This window comes from Furfurilactobacillus rossiae (assembly GCF_013394005.1).
Classification (GTDB): Bacteria; Bacillota; Bacilli; order Lactobacillales; family Lactobacillaceae; genus Furfurilactobacillus; species Furfurilactobacillus rossiae.
This window is the reverse complement of the sequence record NZ_CP040586.1, coordinates 1,033,028-1,057,621: the sequence shown is the minus strand read 5'-3', so window position 1 is coordinate 1,057,621 and position 24,594 is coordinate 1,033,028. Positions and strand designations below refer to the sequence as shown.

At 40.8% G+C, this 24,594-nt stretch carries 17 protein-coding genes and 2 pseudogenes; 12 read left to right on the top strand and 7 right to left on the bottom strand.

The features are described from left to right. Positions 1-4: 4 nt before the first annotated feature. Both LROSL1_RS04910 and LROSL1_RS04905 read right to left on the bottom strand, forming a co-directional pair. Positions 5-2,902 carry a YfhO family protein gene (locus LROSL1_RS04910; RefSeq protein WP_178913927.1) on the bottom strand — a complete coding sequence of 966 codons (2,898 nt, stop codon included), beginning with the start codon at positions 2,900-2,902 and terminating at the stop codon, positions 5-7. A gap of 104 nt (positions 2,903-3,006) precedes the next feature. Beyond that, positions 3,007-4,341 (bottom strand): carboxylate--amine ligase, encoded by a 1,335-nt coding sequence (locus tag LROSL1_RS04905; protein ID WP_178913926.1) that lies wholly within the window; start codon positions 4,339-4,341, stop codon positions 3,007-3,009. Between the two features lie 351 nt (positions 4,342-4,692). Here LROSL1_RS04905 and LROSL1_RS04900 point away from each other — a divergent pair, with 351 nt between their 5' ends. Next, complete coding sequence (locus LROSL1_RS04900) at positions 4,693-6,960, top strand: ATP-dependent Clp protease ATP-binding subunit (protein WP_178913925.1); 2,268 nt, start codon at positions 4,693-4,695, stop codon at positions 6,958-6,960. Between the two features lie 170 nt (positions 6,961-7,130). After that, a complete protein-coding gene (locus LROSL1_RS04895) occupies positions 7,131-8,693 on the top strand; it encodes a trypsin-like serine protease (RefSeq protein ID WP_178913924.1) in 1,563 nt (520 codons plus the stop codon). 193 nt (positions 8,694-8,886) lie between these two features. Here the strand turns inward: LROSL1_RS04895 and LROSL1_RS04890 are convergent, their stop codons facing one another. Continuing rightward, on the bottom strand, positions 8,887-9,996 hold the full coding sequence (locus tag LROSL1_RS04890) for an acyltransferase (RefSeq protein ID WP_178913923.1): 1,110 nt from the start codon (positions 9,994-9,996) through the stop codon (positions 8,887-8,889). 412 nt (positions 9,997-10,408) lie between these two features. Between LROSL1_RS04890 and LROSL1_RS04885 the strand changes: the two genes are divergently transcribed. Beyond that, complete coding sequence (locus LROSL1_RS04885; protein ID WP_178913922.1) at positions 10,409-11,143, top strand: MucBP domain-containing protein; 735 nt, start codon at positions 10,409-10,411, stop codon at positions 11,141-11,143. On the opposite strand, the gene LROSL1_RS04880 is transcribed toward LROSL1_RS04885, so the two are convergent. The 3 genes from LROSL1_RS04880 to LROSL1_RS04870 all read right to left on the bottom strand — a co-directional run bounded on the left by LROSL1_RS04880 (position 11,127) and on the right by LROSL1_RS04870 (position 14,596). Beyond that, complete coding sequence (locus tag LROSL1_RS04880; RefSeq protein ID WP_263863245.1) at positions 11,127-12,851, bottom strand: IS1182 family transposase; 1,725 nt, start codon at positions 12,849-12,851, stop codon at positions 11,127-11,129. The two genes, LROSL1_RS04885 and LROSL1_RS04880, sit on opposite strands and share 17 nt — an antisense overlap. A gap of 168 nt (positions 12,852-13,019) precedes the next feature. Next, complete coding sequence (locus tag LROSL1_RS13280) at positions 13,020-13,790, bottom strand: N-acetylmuramoyl-L-alanine amidase family protein (protein ID WP_178913921.1); 771 nt, start codon at positions 13,788-13,790, stop codon at positions 13,020-13,022. A 206-nt stretch (positions 13,791-13,996) separates the two neighbouring features. Then, positions 13,997-14,596: a GNAT family N-acetyltransferase gene (locus tag LROSL1_RS04870; protein ID WP_178914926.1), complete on the bottom strand. Its 600-nt coding sequence runs from the start codon at positions 14,594-14,596 to the stop codon at positions 13,997-13,999. 161 nt (positions 14,597-14,757) lie between these two features. Between LROSL1_RS04870 and LROSL1_RS04865 the strand changes: the two genes are divergently transcribed. Further along, positions 14,758-15,318 (top strand): LemA family protein, encoded by a 561-nt coding sequence (locus tag LROSL1_RS04865; protein ID WP_178914925.1) that lies wholly within the window; start codon positions 14,758-14,760, stop codon positions 15,316-15,318. Between the two features lie 18 nt (positions 15,319-15,336). Further along, complete coding sequence (htpX, locus tag LROSL1_RS04860) at positions 15,337-16,239, top strand: zinc metalloprotease HtpX (RefSeq protein WP_178913920.1); 903 nt, start codon at positions 15,337-15,339, stop codon at positions 16,237-16,239. Between the two features lie 88 nt (positions 16,240-16,327). Here the strand turns inward: htpX and LROSL1_RS04855 are convergent. After that, positions 16,328-16,840 (bottom strand): annotated as a pseudogene (locus LROSL1_RS04855) (peptide chain release factor 3); the annotation flags it as partial. A gap of 300 nt (positions 16,841-17,140) precedes the next feature. On the opposite strand from LROSL1_RS04855, the gene LROSL1_RS04850 reads away from it, so the two are divergent. The 7 genes and pseudogenes from LROSL1_RS04850 (at position 17,141) to LROSL1_RS04820 (ending at position 24,452) form a co-directional block, all read left to right on the top strand. Then, on the top strand, positions 17,141-18,112 hold the full coding sequence (locus LROSL1_RS04850; RefSeq protein WP_178913919.1) for a glycosyltransferase family 2 protein: 972 nt from the start codon (positions 17,141-17,143) through the stop codon (positions 18,110-18,112). Beyond that, the gene (locus tag LROSL1_RS04845) at positions 18,099-18,470 is read left to right on the top strand and encodes a hypothetical protein (RefSeq protein ID WP_178913918.1); all 372 of its coding nucleotides are present in this window, start codon (positions 18,099-18,101) and stop codon (positions 18,468-18,470) included. Before LROSL1_RS04850 ends, LROSL1_RS04845 begins: the two co-directional genes overlap by 14 nt. A gap of 1,308 nt (positions 18,471-19,778) precedes the next feature. Continuing rightward, a pseudogene (locus tag LROSL1_RS04840) lies at positions 19,779-20,972 on the top strand (IS110 family transposase). Between the two features lie 252 nt (positions 20,973-21,224). Then, positions 21,225-22,265 carry an ISL3 family transposase gene (locus LROSL1_RS04835; protein ID WP_178913917.1) on the top strand — a complete coding sequence of 347 codons (1,041 nt, stop codon included), beginning with the start codon at positions 21,225-21,227 and terminating at the stop codon, positions 22,263-22,265. 138 nt (positions 22,266-22,403) lie between these two features. Further along, on the top strand, positions 22,404-22,784 hold the full coding sequence (tnpB, locus tag LROSL1_RS04830) for an IS66 family insertion sequence element accessory protein TnpB (protein WP_161001974.1): 381 nt from the start codon (positions 22,404-22,406) through the stop codon (positions 22,782-22,784). A 128-nt stretch (positions 22,785-22,912) separates the two neighbouring features. Then, a complete protein-coding gene (tnpC, locus tag LROSL1_RS04825) occupies positions 22,913-24,232 on the top strand; it encodes an IS66 family transposase (protein WP_178913916.1) in 1,320 nt (439 codons plus the stop codon). After that, the gene (locus LROSL1_RS04820; protein ID WP_178913915.1) at positions 24,222-24,452 is read left to right on the top strand and encodes a transposase domain-containing protein; all 231 of its coding nucleotides are present in this window, start codon (positions 24,222-24,224) and stop codon (positions 24,450-24,452) included. The genes tnpC and LROSL1_RS04820 overlap by 11 nt, the downstream gene beginning before the upstream one ends. The last annotated feature ends 142 nt before the right edge of the window (positions 24,453-24,594 follow it).

Below are 24,594 nucleotides of genomic sequence, written 5' to 3'. Positions count from 1 at the left end.
GAATTTAATCCTTCTTTCTTTTAAACAGGTGCCAGCCAAGCTGGGCGATACCCAAAACTGCAATCAAACCACCGACAATCGCTGTGAAATGAATGCCTGCTGTTAATCCTGGTGTCCGATACGTTAATTTGATCTTCTGCTTGCCGGGTTTAGTTAGCTTAATCCCCGCAAAAGCTCGATTTGTTTTAATCAACTTGACAGTATGCCCATTGACCGTGGCATGCCAGCCAGCACTATAAGGAATAGATGACGCTAATACGCCTGACTGCTTGGTCGTCACACTTCCTGTAATTTCATTATGACCCAGCCTCAATTTCTTTAGCCCGTTCTTCTGCAAGCGTTGTACTTGTTTATCATACTGAGTTGTCATCGGAATCCCAACAAGTTGCAAATCAAAGGAATAACGGCCAACCTGTCCCAATTGCATAGATAATCCGTTTGGCATCTGATCTACCCACCCTAGATTAAGTACACCAGCCGTCGTTTTTTCATACTCACTCAAATTGGTTTCAGGCATCTGACTTAACGAGTTAGTAATATCACCATTTGTCATACTAATACGCCAAGCTTGATTGGGTGAGCCATTGGCCACATCACGTTTAAAAGCGTCCCAACCACCATGAGCCGCCGTCTGATTACTACCCGATGAAAGGTGTCCGTTTATCCCTGGCGAATTCAACTTATCAATGTTAATTCGATCAGTCAACGTTGGTTCTGTGTAATGAACGTTCGTTATCAAAGCGCGAATTTCCATCCCCTGATATTGCTTAGCGTTAGGAATGTAAAGTGTATAGGTATCGGATTTATTCGTGTCAGCAATGTTTGTAGTGCTAATGATATTTTGGTCGGCATCGTACATTTTATAGGGAATTACGACACTTTGAGGCTGTAGCTTTGTCACTTTTAAATTCTTAGTATCGTTGACGGCTGTCACGTTCGCCAAATTGGCTTCTTTCTCATTGTCATCTAGTTGCTCGTATGTCTGATTACTGATAACGCGTGACTGAAAATACATCAACGGAAAATTATCTGTGGTCTGATAAGCCTGAACATCCCCATTAGCACCGTAAAAGGACTGATTCAAATCCGGTGTTTCACCAAATGTTGGAACGTAATTATGTGGCATGTTCGTGTCACTTGGCAACGGCGAATTAACATATAAATCACGAACACCCAAAAAGTTCAGCACCCGACCACGATCATCAAATTGTTGGATCGGTAAATTCAATTGCCGTTGATTGTTTAACAAATCGCGACTAAATTGGATGGCTGCCCCATTTTGAATCGAATAAAACGAGCTGGTATTAGCGCCATTCAAAAGAAAGTTATTCGGTGTAATGCCGGCCGAAGCGGTGACATAGTTACTAACATTACTGGTGCGTGCAAAAGTCGGCGCATATTTGCTAACCTTTGTTCCGTTTTGTTCCGCCCATGTTGGCTGAGTTGCCACTGCTGTAGTCGCTGTACCATACGGTTGAGAAATTAACGCCTTAGCCGCACCATTTGGTAAGAACTGATGAATATCGTACGCAGCGTTTTCGAAATTAAAGGCGACAAAAATATTAGCCATCACCAGTGCACTAAGAACTTGCGGCTTCAGCAATTGCGGCCGAACCGTGCCAACGACAAATACGCCTGCATAGACCATTAAAAAGAATAATTGTGGCAACACTGTACTGGTCGAATCAGCAATGATTTGCGTACTGATAAGAATTAAGACAAGAATGATAGCTGCCCATTTGAAGATGGGCACCCAATCACTAAGCGTCATGGTCTTAAGTTGTTGTAGGAAAACACCTGTCATTAACGCCATCGGTAAACTCATTAAGAATAACCACCGATTCGATGGCGAGGTGAAGCCATTTAATGTAGCAGCAAACATTGGTAATAAACTGAGCACTGTTGTCAGCACCATTAATCGCACAATTAGTTTGTAGTCTCGGTGATGACGGAAAGTCCACACAACTACAAGCAGCAACACATTTACTGATAACGTATTTAACCAAAACGGATCCACGTTAACGTTGCCTAACAGTGCGTTTGGCAAACTTAGGTAGTATTGCAAGGAATAAAAGTGCATCCCACTAGCAAACGGGACATCGAATCTTGGCGAACTCTGGAGGGCCTTAATTTCTGGTAACGTCAGCCACGCCGTCGCCAATAGACCAAGCACCCCACTACATAACATTCGACCAAAGTTAAACCAGCGCTGCCGTGCCAAAGGATGTGGGAGTTCACTCCAGCGTAAAATCAGGTACGTGATTCCACCGAGGGCCAACATGAACGCCAAATAAAAATTAACTACCACACTGAAATAAACAACGAAACCGAATCCCCACGCTGATCGTCCCTGCAACACTACTTCAATTGCAGTGATTAGCAATGGCAATAGAATCAACGCATTAACGAAGAACGGTTGAAATAGACTCGCGTAAATGGCAAACCCACTGCTGAGATAGACCATCGCACCCAGCCAAATGGCCCAGCGTTTAAGTGAAAAATGACTGGCAAAATAGGTAAAACTCAGCCCAGCAAAAAACATGCGTACCAGACCTATAAGCTGAAACCCTGTTAGCAAGTGTACCTTATTAAATAGCAAAATTAAGTAAGCAAACGGATCGCCAATGATGTAGTACGAAAACGTTTGGAAAGCATCTGCTCCCAAACCAATGTGCCACGACCATTGCAACGGTCCTGCACTTAGATGGTGTAGCCAACTGAGCAGAATCTTGCGGTATTCAATCATAATCGGCACATGCTGATGCAACACATCATGCGTTGAAATCAGTGAATAGCCAAATAACCAGTACACGCCGTATGTTAATAGACAAAACAACACAAAAAAAAGCACATAACCGCCGTAAAGTTTTCCTCGCCTTTGTTTTGCAAATGAGAACTTCATGGTTGTACGTGCTCCTTTAGTCTTAAGTCATTGTGTAAGTTGATTCTTACATTATGAACAAAACCGGCCATCGTCGCAAATAAATATTTACTTATGGTAAAGTGCTAGTTCATCAAACTGTATTTAGGACCAATTTTATTAATGGTGCGCACGATTGCCCACCGCGTTAGCTGGAAAAAGCGAACCACAGGATTGACTTTTACGTTGCCCCACGTTTCATAGTGATATCTATTGCTAACGTGAATGAAATGATACATTCGGGCACGCTGGGGATTCCAATCCCGTTTATCCTTAAAACCGTATCGCCAACGCCGCTGCCGAATCAAGTTAACCGCTACGTTTTTAGCCGGTGAGTCCGGTGCATAACGTTTAAATACCCGTGGGCTAACTTGTAGCCACAGCGTAATCTGATCAGGCTGTGTCATAACCTTTGTCATTTCGTCATCAGGCACGTTGGCAAACTCATCGTCCGCATCCTTCAGCATTAATTCAACCCAGTTAACGCCGTTTAGTGCACTCCAATAACTGCAACGTTCCAAACGCGCATTTAATTCAAGTGCTAAAAATTGTTGAGTCTTTTGATCATACCTGAAAACGATGTTCGCAATGCCTGTATAGTCAATATCCTCTAAAAATTGGCATATTTTATCTGTTAGCTCGCTTTCCTGAACCGGAAAAATGGCATCGTGGTTACCTATCCCCCATGGCGTATGGTCCTCTAAGGCAACGTGGCCTAATGCCATGCCACGAACATGGTGATGTTGATCAACATAGGCAGAAAACGTGTATTCTTGTCCCTCACCCGCTACAAAGCGTTGTAAAACAAAGTTCCGCTGATAGCCATGATGATAAGCCAAGCGCAAGAAATGATTAATTTCTTCATTAGAGTTAAGCACATAGTCCTTGCGATGATCTGGATATTTCATCGGACCCCAACTAACCGAATCCGTTGCCTTAAGCATAACTGGAAAAGGAAACGGTGACTTTACGTCACGTTCCGTATCGTTCTTGCTCAGTTCAACATATTCTGCTGAATTCAGCTCAGTTTTCTCCAACAATTGATAGAAACGGGCCTTATCCGTAACTTGCTCAAACATTTCCGCATCTGGATAAGGTCGAACAACGTTGTCTGGAAAATACGCATACTCTCTAATTAACTTTGCATAGGCATCACCCAAGCCAATTAACACAACACGCTTAAAGCTCTTAATTCGATCCAAAATGCCATTCTGCATTGCTTTAGCAAAGGCGACTGTTTGGCTAAGATGTGGAATCACTGTCACATCGGTGAATTTACTGAACCGAGTTGCCGATAGGTTTTTTGCTCCATAAATAATGGCTTTCTGGCCCGTTAAATCGTAATACATCCTTGCTACGCCATATGCATTTTCGTCTGTGCCAAAGAAAAATGGCACGGTATTCCCTGCGTATTCCGTCAATTAACTCACCTTACTTATAACCTTTTATTAGATATTATTATAATAATCTAACACAATTTTCATTATCACTTTTGCAAGAATCATTAGAGAAACTAAAGAATTTCAATCGTTAAAAAGTTTACAGAGCAATAATCTTTTGCCGGTTAAGGAAAATTATCCGTTTTAGCACTCTGATAAAGAAAGTGCTAAAAAAGTGAGGCAATTCCCTTGCACACTTTTTGTTAGTGTGTATAATACTAGTCAAAGGTCAAAGTTGGTCAAACGAAAAAACAGTCGATCAACTCCCTTTCGCCATCAGCAATCATATGTACTCGTTCGAACTGCTGGTGAGCCCTTAGAAGGAGCGATAACATGCTTTGTCAAAACTGTCATCAAAATGAGGCAACGATTCATTTAGGTCTCACAATGAACGGACAACAGATGCAAGTGCATCTTTGCCAAAATTGCTATCAACTTCTACAACAAGCTGAGAATAATTTAATGAACGGAAACGGAGGATCAACAAATATGGCTCAAGATCCATTTGGTTTTGGTAATTTAGATGACCTCTTTGCTGCAATGCAAAACGGTAACGTCAATGCCAATAACTTTCAACAAGCACAACAAGGTCCACAAACACAAGCAGGCCGCGGTGGTAATAACAACGGCGGTAACAATAATAAAAACTCTAAGCATCCCCTACTTGATCAGTATGGTTTAAACCTCACTGATCAAGCTAAAGCAGGTAAAATTGACCCAGTCATCGGTCGTGACGCAGAAATTGATCGCGTCATCGAAATCTTAAACCGTCGGACGAAGAACAACCCAGTTCTGATTGGTGAAGCTGGTGTTGGTAAAACGGCTGTCGTTGAAGGCTTGGCCCAAGCCATCGTTAACGGTAAGGTACCTGAAAAGCTGCTTAACAAACAAATCATTCGTTTGGATGTTGTTTCACTGGTTCAAGGAACTGGTATTCGTGGTCAATTCGAACAACGCATGCAACAATTAATGAGTGAAGTTTCAAAGAACGATGACATCATCTTGTTCATCGATGAAATTCACGAAGTTGTTGGTGCAGGTAACGCTGAAGGCGGCATGGACGCCGGTAATGTATTGAAACCTGCCCTTGCCCGTGGTGAATTTCAACTCGTCGGTGCCACAACTCAGAAAGAATACCGCGATATTGAAAAGGACGCCGCGTTAGCCCGTCGTTTCCAACCAATAGAAGTCGAGGAACCTTCTATTGAAGATACAGTTTCAATCTTGAAGGGTATTCAAAAGCGTTATGAAGACTATCATCACGTTCACTACACTGACGCAGCGATTGAAGCCGCAGCACGTTTGTCAGCCCGTTACATTCAGGATCGTTTCTTGCCTGATAAGGCCATTGATTTGATTGATGAATCCGGTTCAAAGAAAAACTTAACGTTACGCAACGTGGACCCTACTTCTTACGAAGATAAGATTCACACCGCGGAAGCACACAAGCAATCCGCTTTGGACAAAGAAGATTACGAGAAAGCTGCCTACTACCGCGATCAGGTCAATCAGCTAGAAAAGGCCAAGAAGGATGCGGATGAAAACCCACAACCCGATGATGCTGCAACGGTTACTGAAAAAGATATCGAACACATTATCGAAGAAAAAACTGACATTCCGGTTAGTGACATGCAAGCACAAGAAAAGACCCAATTGAAGGATCTGGACAAGCGACTTGAAAAACACGTTATTGGTCAAAACCAAGCAGTTGACAAAGTTGCCCGTGCCATTCGCCGTAACCGAATTGGTTTGAATCAAACTGGTCGCCCTATTGGTTCCTTCCTCTTCATCGGCCCTACCGGTGTTGGTAAGACAGAAACTGCTAAACAACTTGCTAAAGAGTTGTTTGGTTCGAAGGATGCCATGATTCGCTTTGATATGAGTGAATATATGGAACAGTACAGTGTCTCCAAACTGATTGGCTCTGCGCCTGGTTATGTTGGTTACGAAGAAGCCGGTCAATTGACTGAACAAGTTCGTCGTCACCCCTACTCATTGATTCTGTTAGATGAAATTGAGAAGGCTCACCCAGACGTTATGCACATGTTCTTGCAGATCTTAGATGACGGTCGTTTAACTGATTCTCAAGGGCGTACAGTATCCTTCAAGGACACCATCATCATCATGACCTCTAACGCTGGCTCTGGTGATAGTGGCGAGAACAGCGTTGGTTTCGGCGCTGCTCAAGACGAACACGCTAGTCTAATGGCCAAGCTAGGCAACTACTTTAAGCCTGAGTTCTTAAACCGTTTTGATGACATCGTTGAATTCAACTCCCTTTCCAAGGAAAACCTGGGTCAGATTGTTGAATTGATGTTAGACGACGTTAACGATCAATTAGCTAACCGCAACTTACACATTCGTGTAACGAAGCCGGTTGAAGAAAAGCTTGTTGATTTAGGGTACAACCCAACGATGGGTGCTCGGCCACTACGTCGTGTCATTCAAGAACAACTGGAAGACCGGATTGCCGACTTCTTCTTGGATAACCCTGATACACACAATCTTGAAGCTGTGATGGATGGTGATGACATTAAGGTTGAAGCTGACACACAGTCAACAACTAATGCTGAAGTTTCATCAAACAAGCAAGCGAAGTAAATCGAACACACTAATTATTTATGGACAGCCGACTTTTATCGACTGTCTTTTTTTATATTTTTGATTCTGCTTATACTATTCTCTAGAATCACTTTAATGATAAGATTGCGCAAAATCTTCTAAAAGATTATTGTTGAGTTGTTCATAACAATCTATTAGAGGTGGTAGTTATGTATATAAAGAAAACAATACTCGGGTTAGCTGTGCTGCTAAGTGTCAGCGTTGGAGGCGTCTCTTCTGCACATGCCATGACCGTTGTTGGACATGATAACAACAAGTTTACAGTTAGCGATAGCAATCAACGTTATCCGGGTGATTCTTCTGCCCCGCTGCAATCGACACAGGGATCAAATGGTTCCGGAATGCAGAATCCGCAAACTAATAATTTCCCACCAATAAGTGAAATACCAAACTCAGGTTTGAATGCTGTTATCGGTAATGATGATCGTAAAGTTGTCTCTGACACAACAGTATCACCATACAGAAAAATTGTCCTCTTGAGAATGGATTATGGTGGGACAAAATACTATCAAGGAACGGGTGTCATGGTTTCTCCTGATACCGTTCTGACTGCGGGGCACTGTGTTTATGGTAGCGACGGTCCTATAAAAGGCAAAATGCCAGACTCAATTACCGTCATTCCTGCAAATAACGGTCAAATTATGCCGTTCAGTTCATCAAGCACTAGCACATACTATGTCTCACAAGATTATATTAACTCGGTTAATACAGGTAACACTAACGGTGATCCTACACTGGATATTGGTGTCATAAAACTCCACAGTACAGTCGGTAATCAAATCGGTTTTATGGGTATGTCCCCTAATAGTGCAACTGTCGGTGAAGCCGCTACAATTTCTGGCTATCCTCATGACGCATTAGGACAACAAAATTTTCCAATGAAACAGTACTACGCTTCTGGTAATATTGCAGCAATTCAGGGCAATAATATCTACTACGATATTGACATGACAAACGGCGATAGTGGATCTCCGGTGTATAACAACGCTGAACAAATCATTGGTATTAATACTCGCGACTCTGGTGCAACAACAGTCCTCAACTGTGGCACAAATTTGACCGATGCCTACTTCAATATGACCAATCAAATCATTAAAAATTCGACCGTTTCAAACGGCTGGATGCTGAACGAAGGTAAATGGTACTTCTATGACGATAAAGGTCAGTTAAGCAAAGGGGAAATCCAAAATAATGGCTATATATATTACACTGATGTTCACGGAGCAATGCAAACCGGTTGGCAAGTTATCGACGGTCATTATTATTACTTTAACCAGGATGGCCATTTACTAGTTGGTTGGCAATTAATAAATAACAACTGGTTCTACATGGCCACAGATGGAATTATGCAGACAGGTTGGCAGGCAATCGACAACGGCTGGTTCTATTTTGATAATAACGGCTTTATGCAAAAAGGCTGGCAGCTAATTAATAATAATTGGTTCTACCTTAACCAAAATGGTCGAATGCAAACGGGATGGCAAGCAATCGACAATGGTTGGTTTTACTTTGATCAAAATGGATTTATGCAAAAAGGTTGGCAAAGCATAAATGGTAAATGGTATTACCTAAACCAAAACGGACGGATGCAAACGGGTTGGCAACAAATCAATGGTCAGTGGTACTATCTAAATGCCGATGGTTCAATGGCAACGAGTGGCGTTATTGATGGATGGTCAATAGCCGGATCTGGTGTTGCAACTAAACAATAGTTAAAAATTAAATAATGGTTTGTTCTCGGAATCTTGCTAAGAACAAACCATTTTATTTTAAAATCAGATTTGATGAACTACCAAATAGTACATGTAGTGAAAAATCTCATCAATCATTTTTTATATAGACTCACATAAAAAATGACTGAGTATTAATATACAAAACGGGCAACTAATAAGAATTAATAAAAAGTCAACGCACGTTTAGCAATCCCCTTCTCACTATCGGAATCAAACTAATTATCCAAGCGATTAAATAGCTCACAACAAGTGAACCCAATAAAAGTACTGTAAACTTCCAAATATCATTGCCTGAAGTCGCAATTCCATATTTTTTAAAGAGCATTTGCACTGGTCGATGAATTAAATAAACACCTAGACTTAGCTTAGAGAACAAAGTAAATACTGCTAAATTATCTGTTTCGGGAATTCTACGCAGTAATTCAAACAAAACAATTGAAAATACTAGTAATAGTGGGCTTGTGTACCAAACCCCAAAAATTGGCCGACCGGGGACAATATACTTTGTATCTAAAAACAGGCTACCCGCTAACAAAAGTATAAAATCAATGCTTGCAATGAGAATTAACCACGTGCTCTTTAAACTTTTTAGTGCCCCCTGTTTTATAAGATATCCAAAAGCAAAATAAACAGCACTAAATGACAAGGCTGTTCCAATCGAAATAGTCGTAGTAGCCATTGACTTTCGTTCCACACTCAATACAGCGCTCACTTCTGGTAATAACATGGTAAACAATATTGAAATACCTAGAAATAGATTCACTACTTCTCGACTGGATTTAACAATAGCATTTGCCAAAAATGGTAGCGTCAAGTACAGACCAAGAATGGCGGGTATATACCAGTAGTGCCATAAGTAAACTGAAAATAATTTACTAGCAGGGTTATCAAGAAACAAGCCTGATAAGAAATAGTCTTTTAAAACAATATGAAGATCAAACACCTTTTTTAGAAAAAGTTCATATATGACTGTCCAAATTTCAAAACAAACCAGCAGTGGCAATAAATTATGTAGCAAAAAGTGCTTCAAATATGACTTATTATTGTATGGTCTGTCGATCATTAAGTAACCCGATAAAATCAAGAACAGTGGAACACCTGTCCTGCCTAAGATAAACACACTCACAGCGAGTATTTGCTTGATAATCGAATAGTTGACAAATTGTTGACTCGAACCGTCAATGTTGAAGGCTGGTATTGTTTGTTGGAATGAATGGCAAGCAACTACCAAAACTATCGCAATGCTTCTGATGACGTCTAAAGTTAGAATTCTCTTTTTCAAAATAATGACCTTTCCTGAAAGTTTGTTACTGTTAGTTCATTTAAATACAATTGCTGGCAAAAGAAAATCTTCATAAACACACAACCATAATGATAACTGTCGCAGGAGTATCTCACAATAAATATTGAAAATAAAATCAAGGTATTGCTTGTAAAATGACAGAAATGTACTGATTGTGTTTGTACCACAGCATTACATTTCCAAATCAATGTTTCACTTCACACAGTCAATAGTAGAGTAGTTAGTGTTAATAGAAAAATATGCGTTCAAAGACACACCGCCGTCAAAAAAACATATTGAAGCCACGTTAATCTTTATAAAAGACTATTTAAGTCTTACTTCCCTCTTTTAACCTTAACTACGAGTGCGCTATACTGAGGGTATTAATCAATATTCAGTGGGGTCTGCAATTATGAGTGAAAAATTAGTTGAAGGAGTTCCAGTTTGGGTTTATTACACAGACGTTGACTCCGGTAAAACATTAGTAGAACCAAAAGTGCTACGTGGCGCCATTGGTGATCATTATGAAGTAAAGGTACCGGAATTTGCCAACTACCGCCTACTTCATCACACCGGCAACCTTGATGGTGTCTTCACCAACCAGCAGCAGGAAGCACGTTTGTACTTCCGAGAATCCGACTGGGCAGAAGTTGAAAAAGTTCAAATGTACGCTACAATTCAGGAAGACGTCCCTACCTATGACCGTCCCGATGGTGAATTACAGGCACTAGAAATGCCAGTTGGTTCAGTTTGGCGCGTATTCTCCCGAATTGCTACGAATAATGGTGAATTTTGGTATAACATGGGCACTAATCAATGGGTTATGTATAAGCCAAACGCTTTTACACTCAATAACTCTCCTGTTCGACCAACTTCTCATCATGACGAACCCAAGGAACATAATTGGGATATTCAACCTGTTTCAGCTCGCGGTACCATCGACTTTGTTGATGGTAAATCTGTTTCCTACTATGCTGAGCCATATGGTCGGCCATCAGGAACCATAGCAAACCGAAGTGTCGTGGTTATCAATGGTGAAGTTAGTGATCCTTCCGGAGTTGTTTGGTTTCAACTGCAAGGTTTAGGCTTTATCAATTCTATGTACGTTAAATTAACGGGACCAATTTCTATCAGAAACATGGCGTAACACATCTATAATTAATTCGTTTAAAGAGTTTGGGACATAACTCAAAATAAATCGACCAGAGAAAAGTGATTTTTGCTTTTCTCTGGTCGATTTTTTCATTGCCCTGGTTTTCTTGAATTTTTGTGATTAAACAGGCCTTCTCTCGGGCCCATTTAATCATATTCATGGCCATTAGGACCAATCCAGCTTCGTTGTTTACTTTATCTAACCCTCTAACCGAAAATCGAGTAAACCTCAAATGAGCCTTCACATCTGCGAAGACTGGTTCGACCTCGATTTTTCGTTGACCATAAATCTTCTTACCTTCGTCACTTTGGAGTTGAACTCTGGCGTACTTTTTAAAGTACAACCAGTTATTGTTGATGCTGACCTGGCGTTGTCGACCACTTGGCGTCTGTGCTAACGCTTGACGTACTGGATCTTCGAAGTAGTCTACTGCTTGGTAAACTTTGAATTTACGCTCTTGACCGTATTGATCGTGACGTATGCTGTAATTTTTAAAGTGAAATTCAATCCCTTGGTAGTCAGTGAAAACATCTTTTTTTTCGTCGTATTGCCAGTTTTGGATCTCGGTGGGGTCGTTACGATAGCGCTTTTTCTTTTCTTTCTCATACATCCCGTAAGGAATGAGATATTGTTTATCCAACTCATCAGTAATGTATTCATAGTTAGATTCACTACCGTAACCTGCGTCTGCGACAATGTATTTAGCCGGTGTTGCGTCAAAATCGAAGGTTTTTAAAAACGGCACTAGCGTGCGCGTATCTGTTGACCGTTGATACAAGTCATAGTAGAGGGTAAATTGATGCTGAGTCGCAATCTGTAAATTGTAGCCAGGTTTTAATTGACCATTCCGCATTGGATCTTCCTTCATTCGCATAAACGTCGCATCATGGTCTGTTTTGGAATAGCTATTCCGGTCACCAAAAGTTGCCAGGGCCTCATCATAGTTGGCTTTGCGAGGAATAAAGTCTTTTTCCAACTGGCGTTGAAACTTCTTTAAATGACGGCGCCGTTGCTTGGCCGGAGAGCCGCCAGGCTGTGGCTTTTCTGTTTCAATGGCCTGATCCAATTGCGCAATCTTATCGTTCACTTGATTGGCAACGATTTTCATTTGGTCAACATTGGTCGCTGTATCACGTTCCTGATCAATCGCGAGGTCAACTTCATTTTGAATCAGCTCATCGTAAAGTGCCCGCGTTTTCTCTGCTAGCTTCTTATTGTACTTAGTAATGCTTTTCTTCCAGACGAACGTGTACTTGTTCGCATCGGCCAATAATTCGGTGCCGTCGATAAATAAAGCATCATCATTAACGAGTCCGGCTTGGCGAACTAAGTCGCGAAACTGAATGAAGGCTTGCTTAATAAAAACTGCCATGGTTGCGGAAACACGAAATCGATTAATTGTCCGATAGCTGGGGACTAAATCATAGTCGCCAATCAACCATTTCATATACAGATTTTCAGCACACATTAACTCAATTTCACGACCGTGGAACGTTTTACGCGTATACGCAAACAATAGAATCTTCATCATTAACCGTGGATCATAGGCTGGCCGCCCAGTGGCGGCAGTTGCGTTCATGACGTCTTTTAAAGGAATAGAGTCTACGAATCGGCTTAACACCGTGACCACATGATTTTCACTAGGCGTAAAATCTAAATTCACTGCCAAACTGGTTTGATTATTGTTATAATTCTTGTACATGGAGATAACCTCGCTTTCTAATTGTTTAGTCGCTGTTGGATGAGCAGAGAATTGTCTCTGTGCCTACATAATAGTACGAAAATAAGGTTCGAAATCAAAAAACGATTTCGAACCTTATTTTTTATTCAAGAGTTTTGTCCCAAACTCTTGTCGTTTTGTTTTTAAAAATTAATAGTTCTCGTATCCAGTGAACACACCACTGTCAGTAAAGTCACCATATTTACCGTTATCTACTTCATTACCATAACCCGTCACCATGTAACCAACTTGGTCAATCCAATACCAATTACCGTTTGAATATACCCAACCGTATTGAACCCGACCACTCCCATTGAAGTATGACCAGTTGCCATCACCAAGGTACGTCCAGCCTGTGGCCATTGAGCCATTTCCATTCAAGTAGTAGTCGCCTAACCATTGACCACTCAGCATATAACCACCAGCATCAGCGTAGTACCAAGAGTTTCCAGCTTGGAACCAGCCTGTCGCAATAACACCTGACCCTTGCATGTAGAACCAACCATTATCGTAAATCCAACCAGTCTGCATAGAACCACTACCGCTAAAATGATAGTAGCTACCATTAATGTCCGCCCAGCCAGTTGCCATTGACCCATCTGAGTAAAAGTAATACCAGGAGCCATTAATAACTTGCCAACCTGTAGATAATTGGCCCGAATTGTTAAAGTAGTACCAAGAACCGCCTATATATTGCCAGCCCGTTCTCATAGCACCATTATCACCTAAATAATACCAACTACCGTTCTGATATTGCCAACCGTAGTCCCAAGACTGGCCTGCATCGTCCCATAAATACCATCCACTTGAATAACCCCACCAACTATCGGCCTTTGCAGTGGTATTAGAGATAGCTAGCCCTAGACCTAATGAGGCAGCTACGAGACTAACAAACGTTAGTCTTCTTAGGATTCTTTTCATTACTTTTTCTCCTCTCAATATTATTTATAAAAAAGTAATCAAATAATTATATCAAAGAGTTCCTAATTAGGAAACACAAAAAAGATATTTTGTTTTTAAAATTGCAGCTTTTGCTTCATATATAGCACTAACACCATAGCCCTTAGAATTCAAAAAAGCAGGTTACTCATGCAACTCGAGTAACCTGCCACTAATATCATTTAGTTTTATGCTCTATTTACAGAAAAGATCTGCTGTTGTATTTCCCGTTGCATGTGGAAATACCAATGATCTCCAATTTTCTTAATGCCGACGGTTTTAAAACCATGTCGGTCATATAGTGCTTTTGCACCAGGATTTTCAAAGTCAACATTCAGTCCAACAACTGACTTGTCGTCTTCCACAGCCTCTTCAGGAATGGCTTCAAGCAACTTTCCGCCGATTCCCATCCCCTGGTATTTGGGATCAACTACAATGGAGTCCAAGTACCATTCGTTCTTAAATGCTTCATAATCAGAACCGAATGGATCATCCGCAAAGACATCACTAAAACTCGTTGCGTCTTCCAGTACTTGGTCCACTTTTTGCTCATTTTCATCGGGATAGCCAAATGCTACCCCTACTACTTGACCGTTGGCCTCGGCCACCACCGTTGTTGCGGCACCAGATAGATATGCTTCACTCTGGTACGCAGCGGTAATGGCCTTCAGGACGGCAGGGTCAGGAACGTCTTCTAATTCTTCCAGTTCCATCTCTTTGAAAATGATATTGATGAGGGGGGCTATCTGGCCAGCATCATCCTTTTGTGCTTCACGAATCATTATGATAAAAATTCCTCCGTTTCTGTATGTTAACATCATACATGAATGCCCGTATAAAGGCAAAAACAGCGTTTAATCATTAAGCAGGCTTAAGAATTAGCGCTAACACATCCACGTTTGGTAGAATACGGGTAACAAATTAAATATGGAAAAGGAGATTCACTATGATTACATCCATTGTCATCATTGTCGTTTTAGTTGTGCTCGGTATTATCTACGCCAGTTTATATAATGGACTTATTCGTGCTCGCACTTACACTCAGGAATCTTGGAGTCAGATCGATGTCCAGCTCAAACGTCGAAACGATTTAATCCCAAATCTAGTCGAAACCGTTAAAGGATACGGTCACTACGAACAGTCAACGTTGGAAAAAATAACAAGCCTGCGTAGTCAGTTGATGGGTGTCCCTTCTGACGACCATCAAAAAGCCATGGAAGTATCAAATCAGTTAAGTGATACGCTTAAAAGCATCTTGGCAGTTTCTGAGGCTTACCCCGATCTTAAGGCTAACGAAGAATACACTAAGTTAATGGAAGAACTAAGTAATACAGAAAACAAAATTGCTTACTCACGTCAGTTGTATAACTCAAGTGCTGCGAGTTTGAACATGAAACTTCAAACATTCCCAAGTAACATGGTTGCTAACCTTCATCACTTCACACCGGCTGACTACCTGCAGGTTCCCGAAGAAGAAAAGTCAGCTCCAAAAGTATCTTTTGATAACTAAAATTAAGGAGACACAAAGTTGCTTTACGAACAAATTCGACAAAACAAACGCCGAACCGTTTACGTGCTAATTGGCTTTGTACTACTTGTTCTCGCAATCGGAGCGGCAATCGGTTATGTGTTCTTTAATAGTAGCGTTGCCGGATTATTAATGGCTCTAGTCATCGCAGTGGTGTATTCGGCTATCATGATTGGTAATTCTACAAATGTCGTTATGAGCATGAATCATGGTCACGAGATCATTAGTGCCGATCAAGCACCTGAACTCTGGCATATTGTTGAAGACATGGCGCTAGTAGCTCGTGTGCCAATGCCACGGGTATTCATTATCGACGACCCAAGCCCTAACGCTTTCGCAACTGGCAACGATCCGCAACACGCAGCTGTTGCAGCAACCAGTGGTATTTTGCAAATGCTGAACCGAGAAGAACTTGAAGGCGTTATCGGTCATGAAATGACTCACGTTCGCAATTACGACATTCGGCTACAAACTATCGCCCTTGCCTTGTCAGCTGCTATTAGCTTATTGGTAAATATCGGTATGAATTCCTTTTGGTGGGGTGGCGGACGTCGAGACCGTGATGACGACGACAACGATGGTGGCTATCTACAAATCATCATGTTTATTTTTTCCATCATGCTAGTTATATTGGGTCCCCTCGCCGCTTCTATTGCTCAAATGGCTCTGTCACGTAATCGTGAGTATCTAGCAGACGCTGGCAGCGTTGAGTTGACCAGAAATCCACAAGGCCTCATTTCTGCTCTACAGAAAATTTCTGGTGGTGAACCGATGCAGGCGGCAGATTCCAGTAGCGCGTCATTATACATTACGGATCCATTCAAAAATAAACGATCATTTGCGCATTTATTTGACACGCACCCACCAGTTAATGATCGAATCGAAAGATTACGTAAAATGTAAAAGCAAAAAAATGGCAGTTCCCGCATTTGGGAGCTGCCATTTATATTCATTCACTTCAAATTTACTTACTAGAACGAAAAAGTTACTCTTACAATTTACTCGTCAATTTTACACTCGGATATTTTTGAATAAACCAATTTTCAGCGAAACGATTTTCAAATAAAAAGAGTAGCTCTCCTCTTCTGTCTTTGACTAGGAGATTTCTCGATGAGGCCATATTTTCATCAAGCTGGTCAGAATCAATCCATCTGGCAATCTTTTTGCCCATTGGTTCCATAATAACATCAGAATGATATTCATTTTCCATTCGAAATTGAAAAACTTCAAACTGTAATTGACCTACGGCACCCAAAATATATTCGTTTGAGCTAAACGATCTAAATAGCTGAATTGCACCTTCTTGAACTAATTGTTCAATACCCTTATGAAATGATTTTTGCTTCATCACATTTTTAGGCGTTACACGAACAAACAGTTCCGGTGTAAACTGCGGCAATTCTTCGAATTGAAAATCATCATGACCCGAGTAAATTGTATCGCCTATTTGAAAATCACCTGTGTCATACAGCCCTATGATGTCACCAGCAACTGGGGGAGAAATAATAGCAAAAGTTCTTCGTTTTTTTTAACCTGTGATTTAATATCTGACATAATTCTCCTAACTTCTGTTCATAATATTATCAAATATATTGCAATGATCTTACTGTCGACATGTAATTCTGCTTAGCGAAACTTTCATGAATCTCTACATTTCTGACATATTAAAATGGCCTCCTTCAACTGAAGGGTAGGTAGAATTAAAATCTCAAAGCGAAGCGTGTTTCAGGTCACTTTTGTACTTTTTTTTAGATTCCCATTATTGTATCATTGTTTAGGTTAAGTCTGTTAAAGGAGTTAAAAAATGAAAAAGCTGAGCATCATTTTACCATGTTACAACGAAGAGGAAACGCTTCCTAGCACTCTGCCCAAGCTGTTGTTAATATTAAAACAACTTGAAAAGGAAAAAAAGGTCTCTCCCGATAGTTTCTTATTGTGTGTAGACGACGGAAGTTCAGATAAAACGTGGCAAATCATTGACCAGTTCCATTCTAAATACTCGAATATATTCGGGGTTAAATTCAGTCGTAATTATGGTCATCAAAACGCCTTGATTGCTGGTCTTTCAGTGGCCGAGAGAAAGGCCGATCTTGTGATCACCATCGATGCTGATTTGCAAGATGATGAATCTACCATCCCCTCGATGGTAGAAAAATCGCAAAACGCAGACGTCATCTATGGGGTGCGTAATAACCGAGATACTGATTCTGCATTCAAAAAAATAACGGCAGATGGGTTCTACTGGACAATGAAACATTTAGGTGTTGACATGGTTCCAAATTCGGCGGATTTTCGGCTTATGTCAAAACGCGCAATACAACAGTTTCTCAAGTATGATGAAAGAAACATGTTCATTCGTGGCGTGGTTCCCCTTGTTGGTTTTAACCACGACGAGGTACTATATGCGAGAAAAGAACGGCAGGCGGGTGAGACAAAGTATCCACTATCAAAAATGATTCATTTTGCCTTGGACGGAATAACTTCATTTTCAGTTGCACCAATACGTATCATTATGAATCTTGGCGTAGTGACTGCTCTGATTGGTATCGTTTTGCTGGTTTATTCATTGATACAACATTTTCTTGGTAATACAACAACTGGATGGTCATCTTTAATAACTTCCATTTGGTTCTTGGGGGGAATGCAATTAATCGCGATAAGTATAATTGGTGAGTATATTGGAAAAATATTTACTGAAGTCAAACACAGACCAAGATACAACATAGAAAAAGACCAGACTTCTGAAATGGAGGAAAAAAATAATGCCTTGGAATAGTAAAGTTGTTAAAAACTATTTCTTAATCTTTCTACTTGCAACTTTATCTATCTCTGGTTTTTATATCTATAGCCATATAGACATTCCTATCTACAACATTCCCTGGTCCGTTCAAATAGCTGATGCTCATTTAAACATCTATTCAAATTCTATTTCTCCTAAAGTGGATTACCCACCAATAATCCCACTCGTTTTTGGTATCGTTGGTGAAATAATTAAACTACTTACTCACTTCCTCGGATTATCAAATTCAGCCATTTATTTTTTGCAAAATGGATTGCTTAAGCTTCCTTCAATATTGACTTTTATTCTTTTTTTGAAACTTCTTCCAATGAATAAAATTCTGGGGGGGGGGTAAAACCCCTCCCGGAAATACTTTTTCCCATAACCTCATTAAGCCTGTATTTTAACATTGTAGTTTGGGGACAGGTTGATGTAATACTCGTTGCAGAAATGTTCTTTGCTTTTTATCTCCTAGTTGCCGGGAAAATCACAACAGCTTCAGTATTATTGATAGTCGGGACTTTAACAAAACTCCAGGCCGTTTATTTTGTCCCTCTCTTTGTGATTTATGCAATAAGATATTTTCCTTTAAAACAGTGGCTCAGAGGACTTTTTTATGGTTGCTTAACTTTTGTCATTATTTGGCTGCCCTTTGTCGTACTTAATAAAAATTTACTATTACCATTTAATATTTATTTAAACGGTTCTGCATCATATCCAGTAATCAATGTTCAAGCATTTAATCTATGGGGAGCTATTGATCCCCGTTCTATGGCGTATGTAACATCGATACACAAAAACATTTTATTTGGTATTCCTTTTTCAACGCTAAACTACATTATACTAATATGTGTGTTAACGATTACGTTAACATTGATTCTGGTAAATCGAGAAAACCTACCATTTGCTGGACTTATATATACTATTTCGATTTTCACTTTTACAATGAGTCAACATGAAAGATATGAACTTACTACTCTGCCATTTTTATTTCTTATATTATTTTTGAACCTAAACAAAAATGACAAAAGCTTCTTCAAAATCTGGATTGCAATTGATTTTATTATTTTTCTGAATATGGCATATGTATATACTTGTTCGTTTGGAGTGCTGAATTATAGTGTCGTGGTTGAAAGAACCCTGTCTATTTTCTCCGTCGCAATTTCAACATATACAATTATACTTTGCACTAAACAGATAATATTCTTTAAAAACTCACAATTAAGGCACCAGCATTAGTTGTTTCGAAATAACAGCTTAAGACAAATTCTATCATAAATACTTAATAACCAACTAAAAAGCAGACTAACCTTAGTAGCGAAAAAATGAGGCTCTATTATATCTGTTGTTGGTCATGTCAAAAGACATGATCGACAACAGATTTTTCTTTCTGTAATATATGTATATTGACACAAAAGCAGACCAACCTTAGTGGCGAGAAATGATTCGACGGAATCGTTTCTCGCCACTTTGAGGTTTCTGCTAAAGTGGTGGTGAAGTTGATAAGTCGCGATATCCTTTGGCGCTTTGACGTCGTAGCAAAAAATGGCAACTTCACCGGTATGATTCAAATTTGGTCTTAGTCTGTTGGCCTTGAGGTCGTGTTTTGAAAATTAAATTGATTATATTAACGTGGAACAACTTCAGAAAGATGGTGAATCAAATGACAGTCGCATTTGGTCTTGATGTTAGTAAGGCTACTTCTGCAGTAGCCATAGTGAACGATGGTGTCACCGTTAAACAGTTCAAAATCGATAATAATTGGTTTGGCTTTCAAAAATTACTCAAAGAGATGAAAGAGTACGCAAAACCGCAAATCGTGTTTGAAGCCACAGGTGTTTACTCCCGTCGGGTACAGCGATTTCTAGAGGATAATCATTATGCTTATACACGCTTGAACCCATTGGCCGCTAAAAAGCAGTTAGATAGCCTACGGCCAAATAAAACAGACAATAACGATGCTTTGCATTTAGCTCAAACACAACTCGTTATAAAGCGTCGATTGGAATATTACCAGAAGCCGGTTTACCACGATTTGATGGACGATAGTCACTTCTACGAACAACTCAATGAAGATGTCGTGCGTGAGAAGAATCGATTACATCGTAGTTTACAATTAACCTTCCCGGAAATAGAATCTTTGCTTAGTAGACCGGCTGGCGAACAATACTGGAACATCGTGCAGCGTTATCCACACCCTGATCTGCTGGAAGAACTCAATCCAGACGAGTTAGGAAAAATAATCATGGCAACGACTCCCAAGAATATTTCTCTAAATCGCGCGTCCATGGTCGCAAAGAAATTACTCCATCTAGCACAAGCATCGTATCCAGCGGATCGCGTTGAGGCACCGTCGGTGTCGCAAACACGCTATCACGCCAAACGAGTCAGTGAACTAACCCGTCCTTATTAAAGCAATGACAACGTTAGCCAAGACGCTACCAGAGTTTGGGGTTTTAATGAGTATTCCTGGATTTGCGGAAACAACTACGGTGTTATTAATCGGTGAACTGGGCGATATTCGTCGCTTCAGTAGTTCTAATAAGCTCAATGCCTTCGTTGGCATTGATTTACGTCATTATGAATCGGGCGAATTCGTAGCAGCTGACCATATCAGTAAGCGTGGTGACACGTTTGCCCGTAAGCTACTATTTCGCACGATCAGTAATATCGCGACGGTCGCTCACTACCATCCGAATCATATTAACGACTTTTATCAACGTAGAAAAAACAATCTCCTCAGTCAGGGACTAAGAAGATTGCCATCGCTGCGATGGGTCGCTTGTTACGAACGATTTACCATCTCGTGATTACGAATCAGATGTATATATACGGCGTCAAGCGCCAATCATTCTGATTACGTCTATAGTGTACTAGCCTTACTCAAAAAATAAAATGGCTAGGGTCTATTTAGTGTACTCAAAAATCGAATTCCAAACCGCTTGGATCGCAAAATAACCGTTTTGAATCCCTAAGTTCAAACCAATTCAAAGACATAAATACTGCTAGATCAGCATTAATACTTGACTAGAGGTAGAAAAGGATATCGCCATTGCTTTATCCTTCCACGACCAAGTTTCAAGATAATATAAGAAAGCGGCGATATCCCATGTCTGATTCTACTAAAGTTCTGCTCAATATTGAAGATAAAAATGTTTTTATTGATGAGGTTGTCCGTGATGATCAGGCAATTCAAGTCATGGCCCACCTAACCTATGTCCCTAAGGCCTGCTCAGAATGTGGTGTGTTGAATCAACACTCGATTATTAAATATGGCTGGCGAACGGTTCATGTTCGCTTACCAAAAACGGGTGAATGGGCTGTCGTCATGCATTTACGTAAACAATACTTTGAGTGTCACGCATGTCGTGGACACTTTTTGGCTCACACCAATATCGTGAAGCGTAACTGCTCAATATCTTACAACACGCATCAGGCTTGTTTATCGAAGCTAAACGAATCCGTCTCAATGAAACACATTTTCCAGGAACTGAACACCTCGCCAAACTTCGTTTCGCGAGTGTTGAATCGTTTTTCATCCGATTTTAAAACGGACTATCACCATCTTCCAACTGCTCTCCACATCGATGAAATCAAGAGTACCAAGGATGCCCAAGGTTCGATGAGCTGTGTGCTGATGGACGGTGACCACCAGCTGTTCCGAGACATTCTTGACGTCCGAACCTTACCAGCCCTGACGCGTTATTTTAAACGTTATGACCTTGAAGTCCGGAATCAAGTTCGTTTCCTGGTGACGGACATGAACTATACCTATCCACAATTGACGGAAGAAATATTTCCCAATGCGATTGTGATCATTGACCGATTTCACATCATAAATGCTATTCAACATGGCTTAAATAAGACCCGTATTGAAGTGATGAAACAATTTGCGACATCATCGCGCGAGTATAAAGCCCTCAAAAAATATTGGAAATTATTACTCAAACCGGCCGCAAAACTGGACTATAAGAACTTTCACCGCCTTTTCCAGTTTAAATACTTCACTACCGAAGTTGACGTTATCGATAATTTACTAAGACAAGTCTACGCTTACGCACAACGTTTGTGTGGGGCCGTCAGGACACATGATGTCGAAGAATTACGCAATGCCCTGACCGATTCCGTCTGCGCATCCTTATTATGTTAAGGACAAAAACAAAACACCCAATCATCAAATAATGATTGGGTGCATTACGGTCGTTAGTAAGCAGTAAGTAACAGCACGACTATTTTTGATCAGTTTTCTTAGCTATGCTTAAGCCATCAATTAATTTGGTGGTGAAACATGAACTCAGATACTGAAAAAGATTTAAAACAGCTATTAGCTTACACAAGTTATCAGAAAATCTACGTTATCACAGGCAAAACTGACCTACGTAAAGGTATCGATGGTCTCGCGACCTTCGTTAAGGAAGAATTCGATTTAGATCCATTCAACAATGCCTTATTCCTTTTTTGTGGAACGAAAATGGATCGGTTTAAAGCCTTGGTCTGGGAGTCAGATGGTTTTCTACTTTTTTATAAACGTTTAGAGAACGGACGGTTACTTTGGCCGCGTAAAGACAGTGCCGCTAAGTTAATTACGCAAACGCAGCTCAAGCGTTTTTTACAAGGCTTTCCACTTTCGCCTAGTGTTCAACCAGCCACCATCGGTGCCTGGTATTAAACCCTTAAAGTCAACGCTTTGTCATCATTAAAAAGATGGTCTAAAAGGCTGATTTTAAGGGTTTTCTTTTGCCCTAAATTCAGGTATTCTACGTTAATTGAGTAAATTGGAAACGGAGGGTTCACCGGATGACGGATCATGAGTTAATGCTTCAATTGACGGAACAAAATAAACAGTTAACCAGTCTGGTCCAGCAGTTGTCTGATCAAAACAAATGGTTGATGGAACAATTGAAGAATCTTCAACGTCGTCATTTCGGTCAATCATCTGAACAAAATGCCAATGAAGGTCAGCTATCCCTGTTTGAGACACCGGCGGCTGAAGAGAGCCCTGAAGTGGCACCCACGTCAGTGGTTGCCCATACGCGCAAACCAGCAAAGAAATTAGCAGAGCAACTCAATCCAGATTTAGTCACTGTTGAAAAGCGTTACTTTGGTCTGGCCGATACCCATTGTCCTAATTGTAGGCATCAACTAGAGACTATTGGACAAAAAGCGGTTCGAACCACATTAGAATACATTCCGGCACGCTTGGTTCAACATGACAACTTCGCATTCACTTATAAATGTCCACGTTGTTCGGCGGATCCTAAAATTGATGGTGATAGGTTGATTCAAACACCTGGGCCAACGGCCTTAATGGCACACAGTGTCATGACGCCAAGCTTAATTACTGAAATCGTCGGTGAAAAATATATCCTCGATGTGCCACTCTACCGACAGCGCTCGGAATGGAAGCGACGCGGCTGGGAGACAACCACAGCCAGTTTAAGTAATGCGGTGATCAAATGTGGTGAGTGGCTAACGCCGCTCTATCAAATGCTTCATGAGCAACTGCTAAAACAGGATTACTTACATGGTGATGAAACACCGATTCAGGTGTTGACGGAACCCAATAAGACCGCCACAAGTAAATCCTATTTATGGCTCATCACTTCAAACGAAGGTGCAAGCAAACCGGCGGTCTACTTTGCCTATGATCCAACTCGTTCTGGAAAAACCGCGGCTAAATTGTACAAAGGGTTTGAAGGGACACTGCAATGTGATGGATACAGTGGTTATCATGCCTTGCCAGATACCATTCGGCAGGTGGGCTGTTGGGCACACGCTCGGCGTAAGTTCTTTGACGAAACACATGGGAGTCAAAAAGGCCAAGCTAAACGAGCCTTGGCGAAGATTGATCAGTTATTCATGTGGGAACGTGACTGGGCTGATTTAAAGCCAGCCGATCGGTTGGCTAAACGTCAAGAAACGGCGGCACCACTCGTCGAAGCGTTCTGGGCAACATTGAGTCAAATGAACGTGTTGCATAATAGTTCGTTGGGTAAAGCGGTTGATTACGCACTCGGGCAAAAAGATCGTTTAAATGTCTTTTTAGAAGATGGCAAAGTGGTCCTCAGCAATAATTTAGCTGAACGTAGTTATCAAGCCGAGCGTGATGTTGCGTAAAAACAGTCTGTTTTCCAAAAGCCAAGCCGGCGCTAAGGCGAATGCGATGTATTTGTCATTCATTGAAAGTGCGAAAGCGAACCAGCTTGACCCCAAAGCATATTTAAATTATCTCTTCACAGAACTACCAGAACGGGGTCAAAATCCCGACCTGGTTGATTTGGAAGCTTATTTACCATGGAATGTTAAACCAGAAGCACTGAAACAAGAACCAAAGTAAAGCAATCGCGGACCATCCGTCATTATCATGACAGATGATCCGCAATTTTTGAATACGTGCTATTACTTACTGCTTACTACGAACTAAAAAGAGCGTTGATAGATTTCTCTATCAACACTCAAAAGTGTAGAGCCCTTTTTAT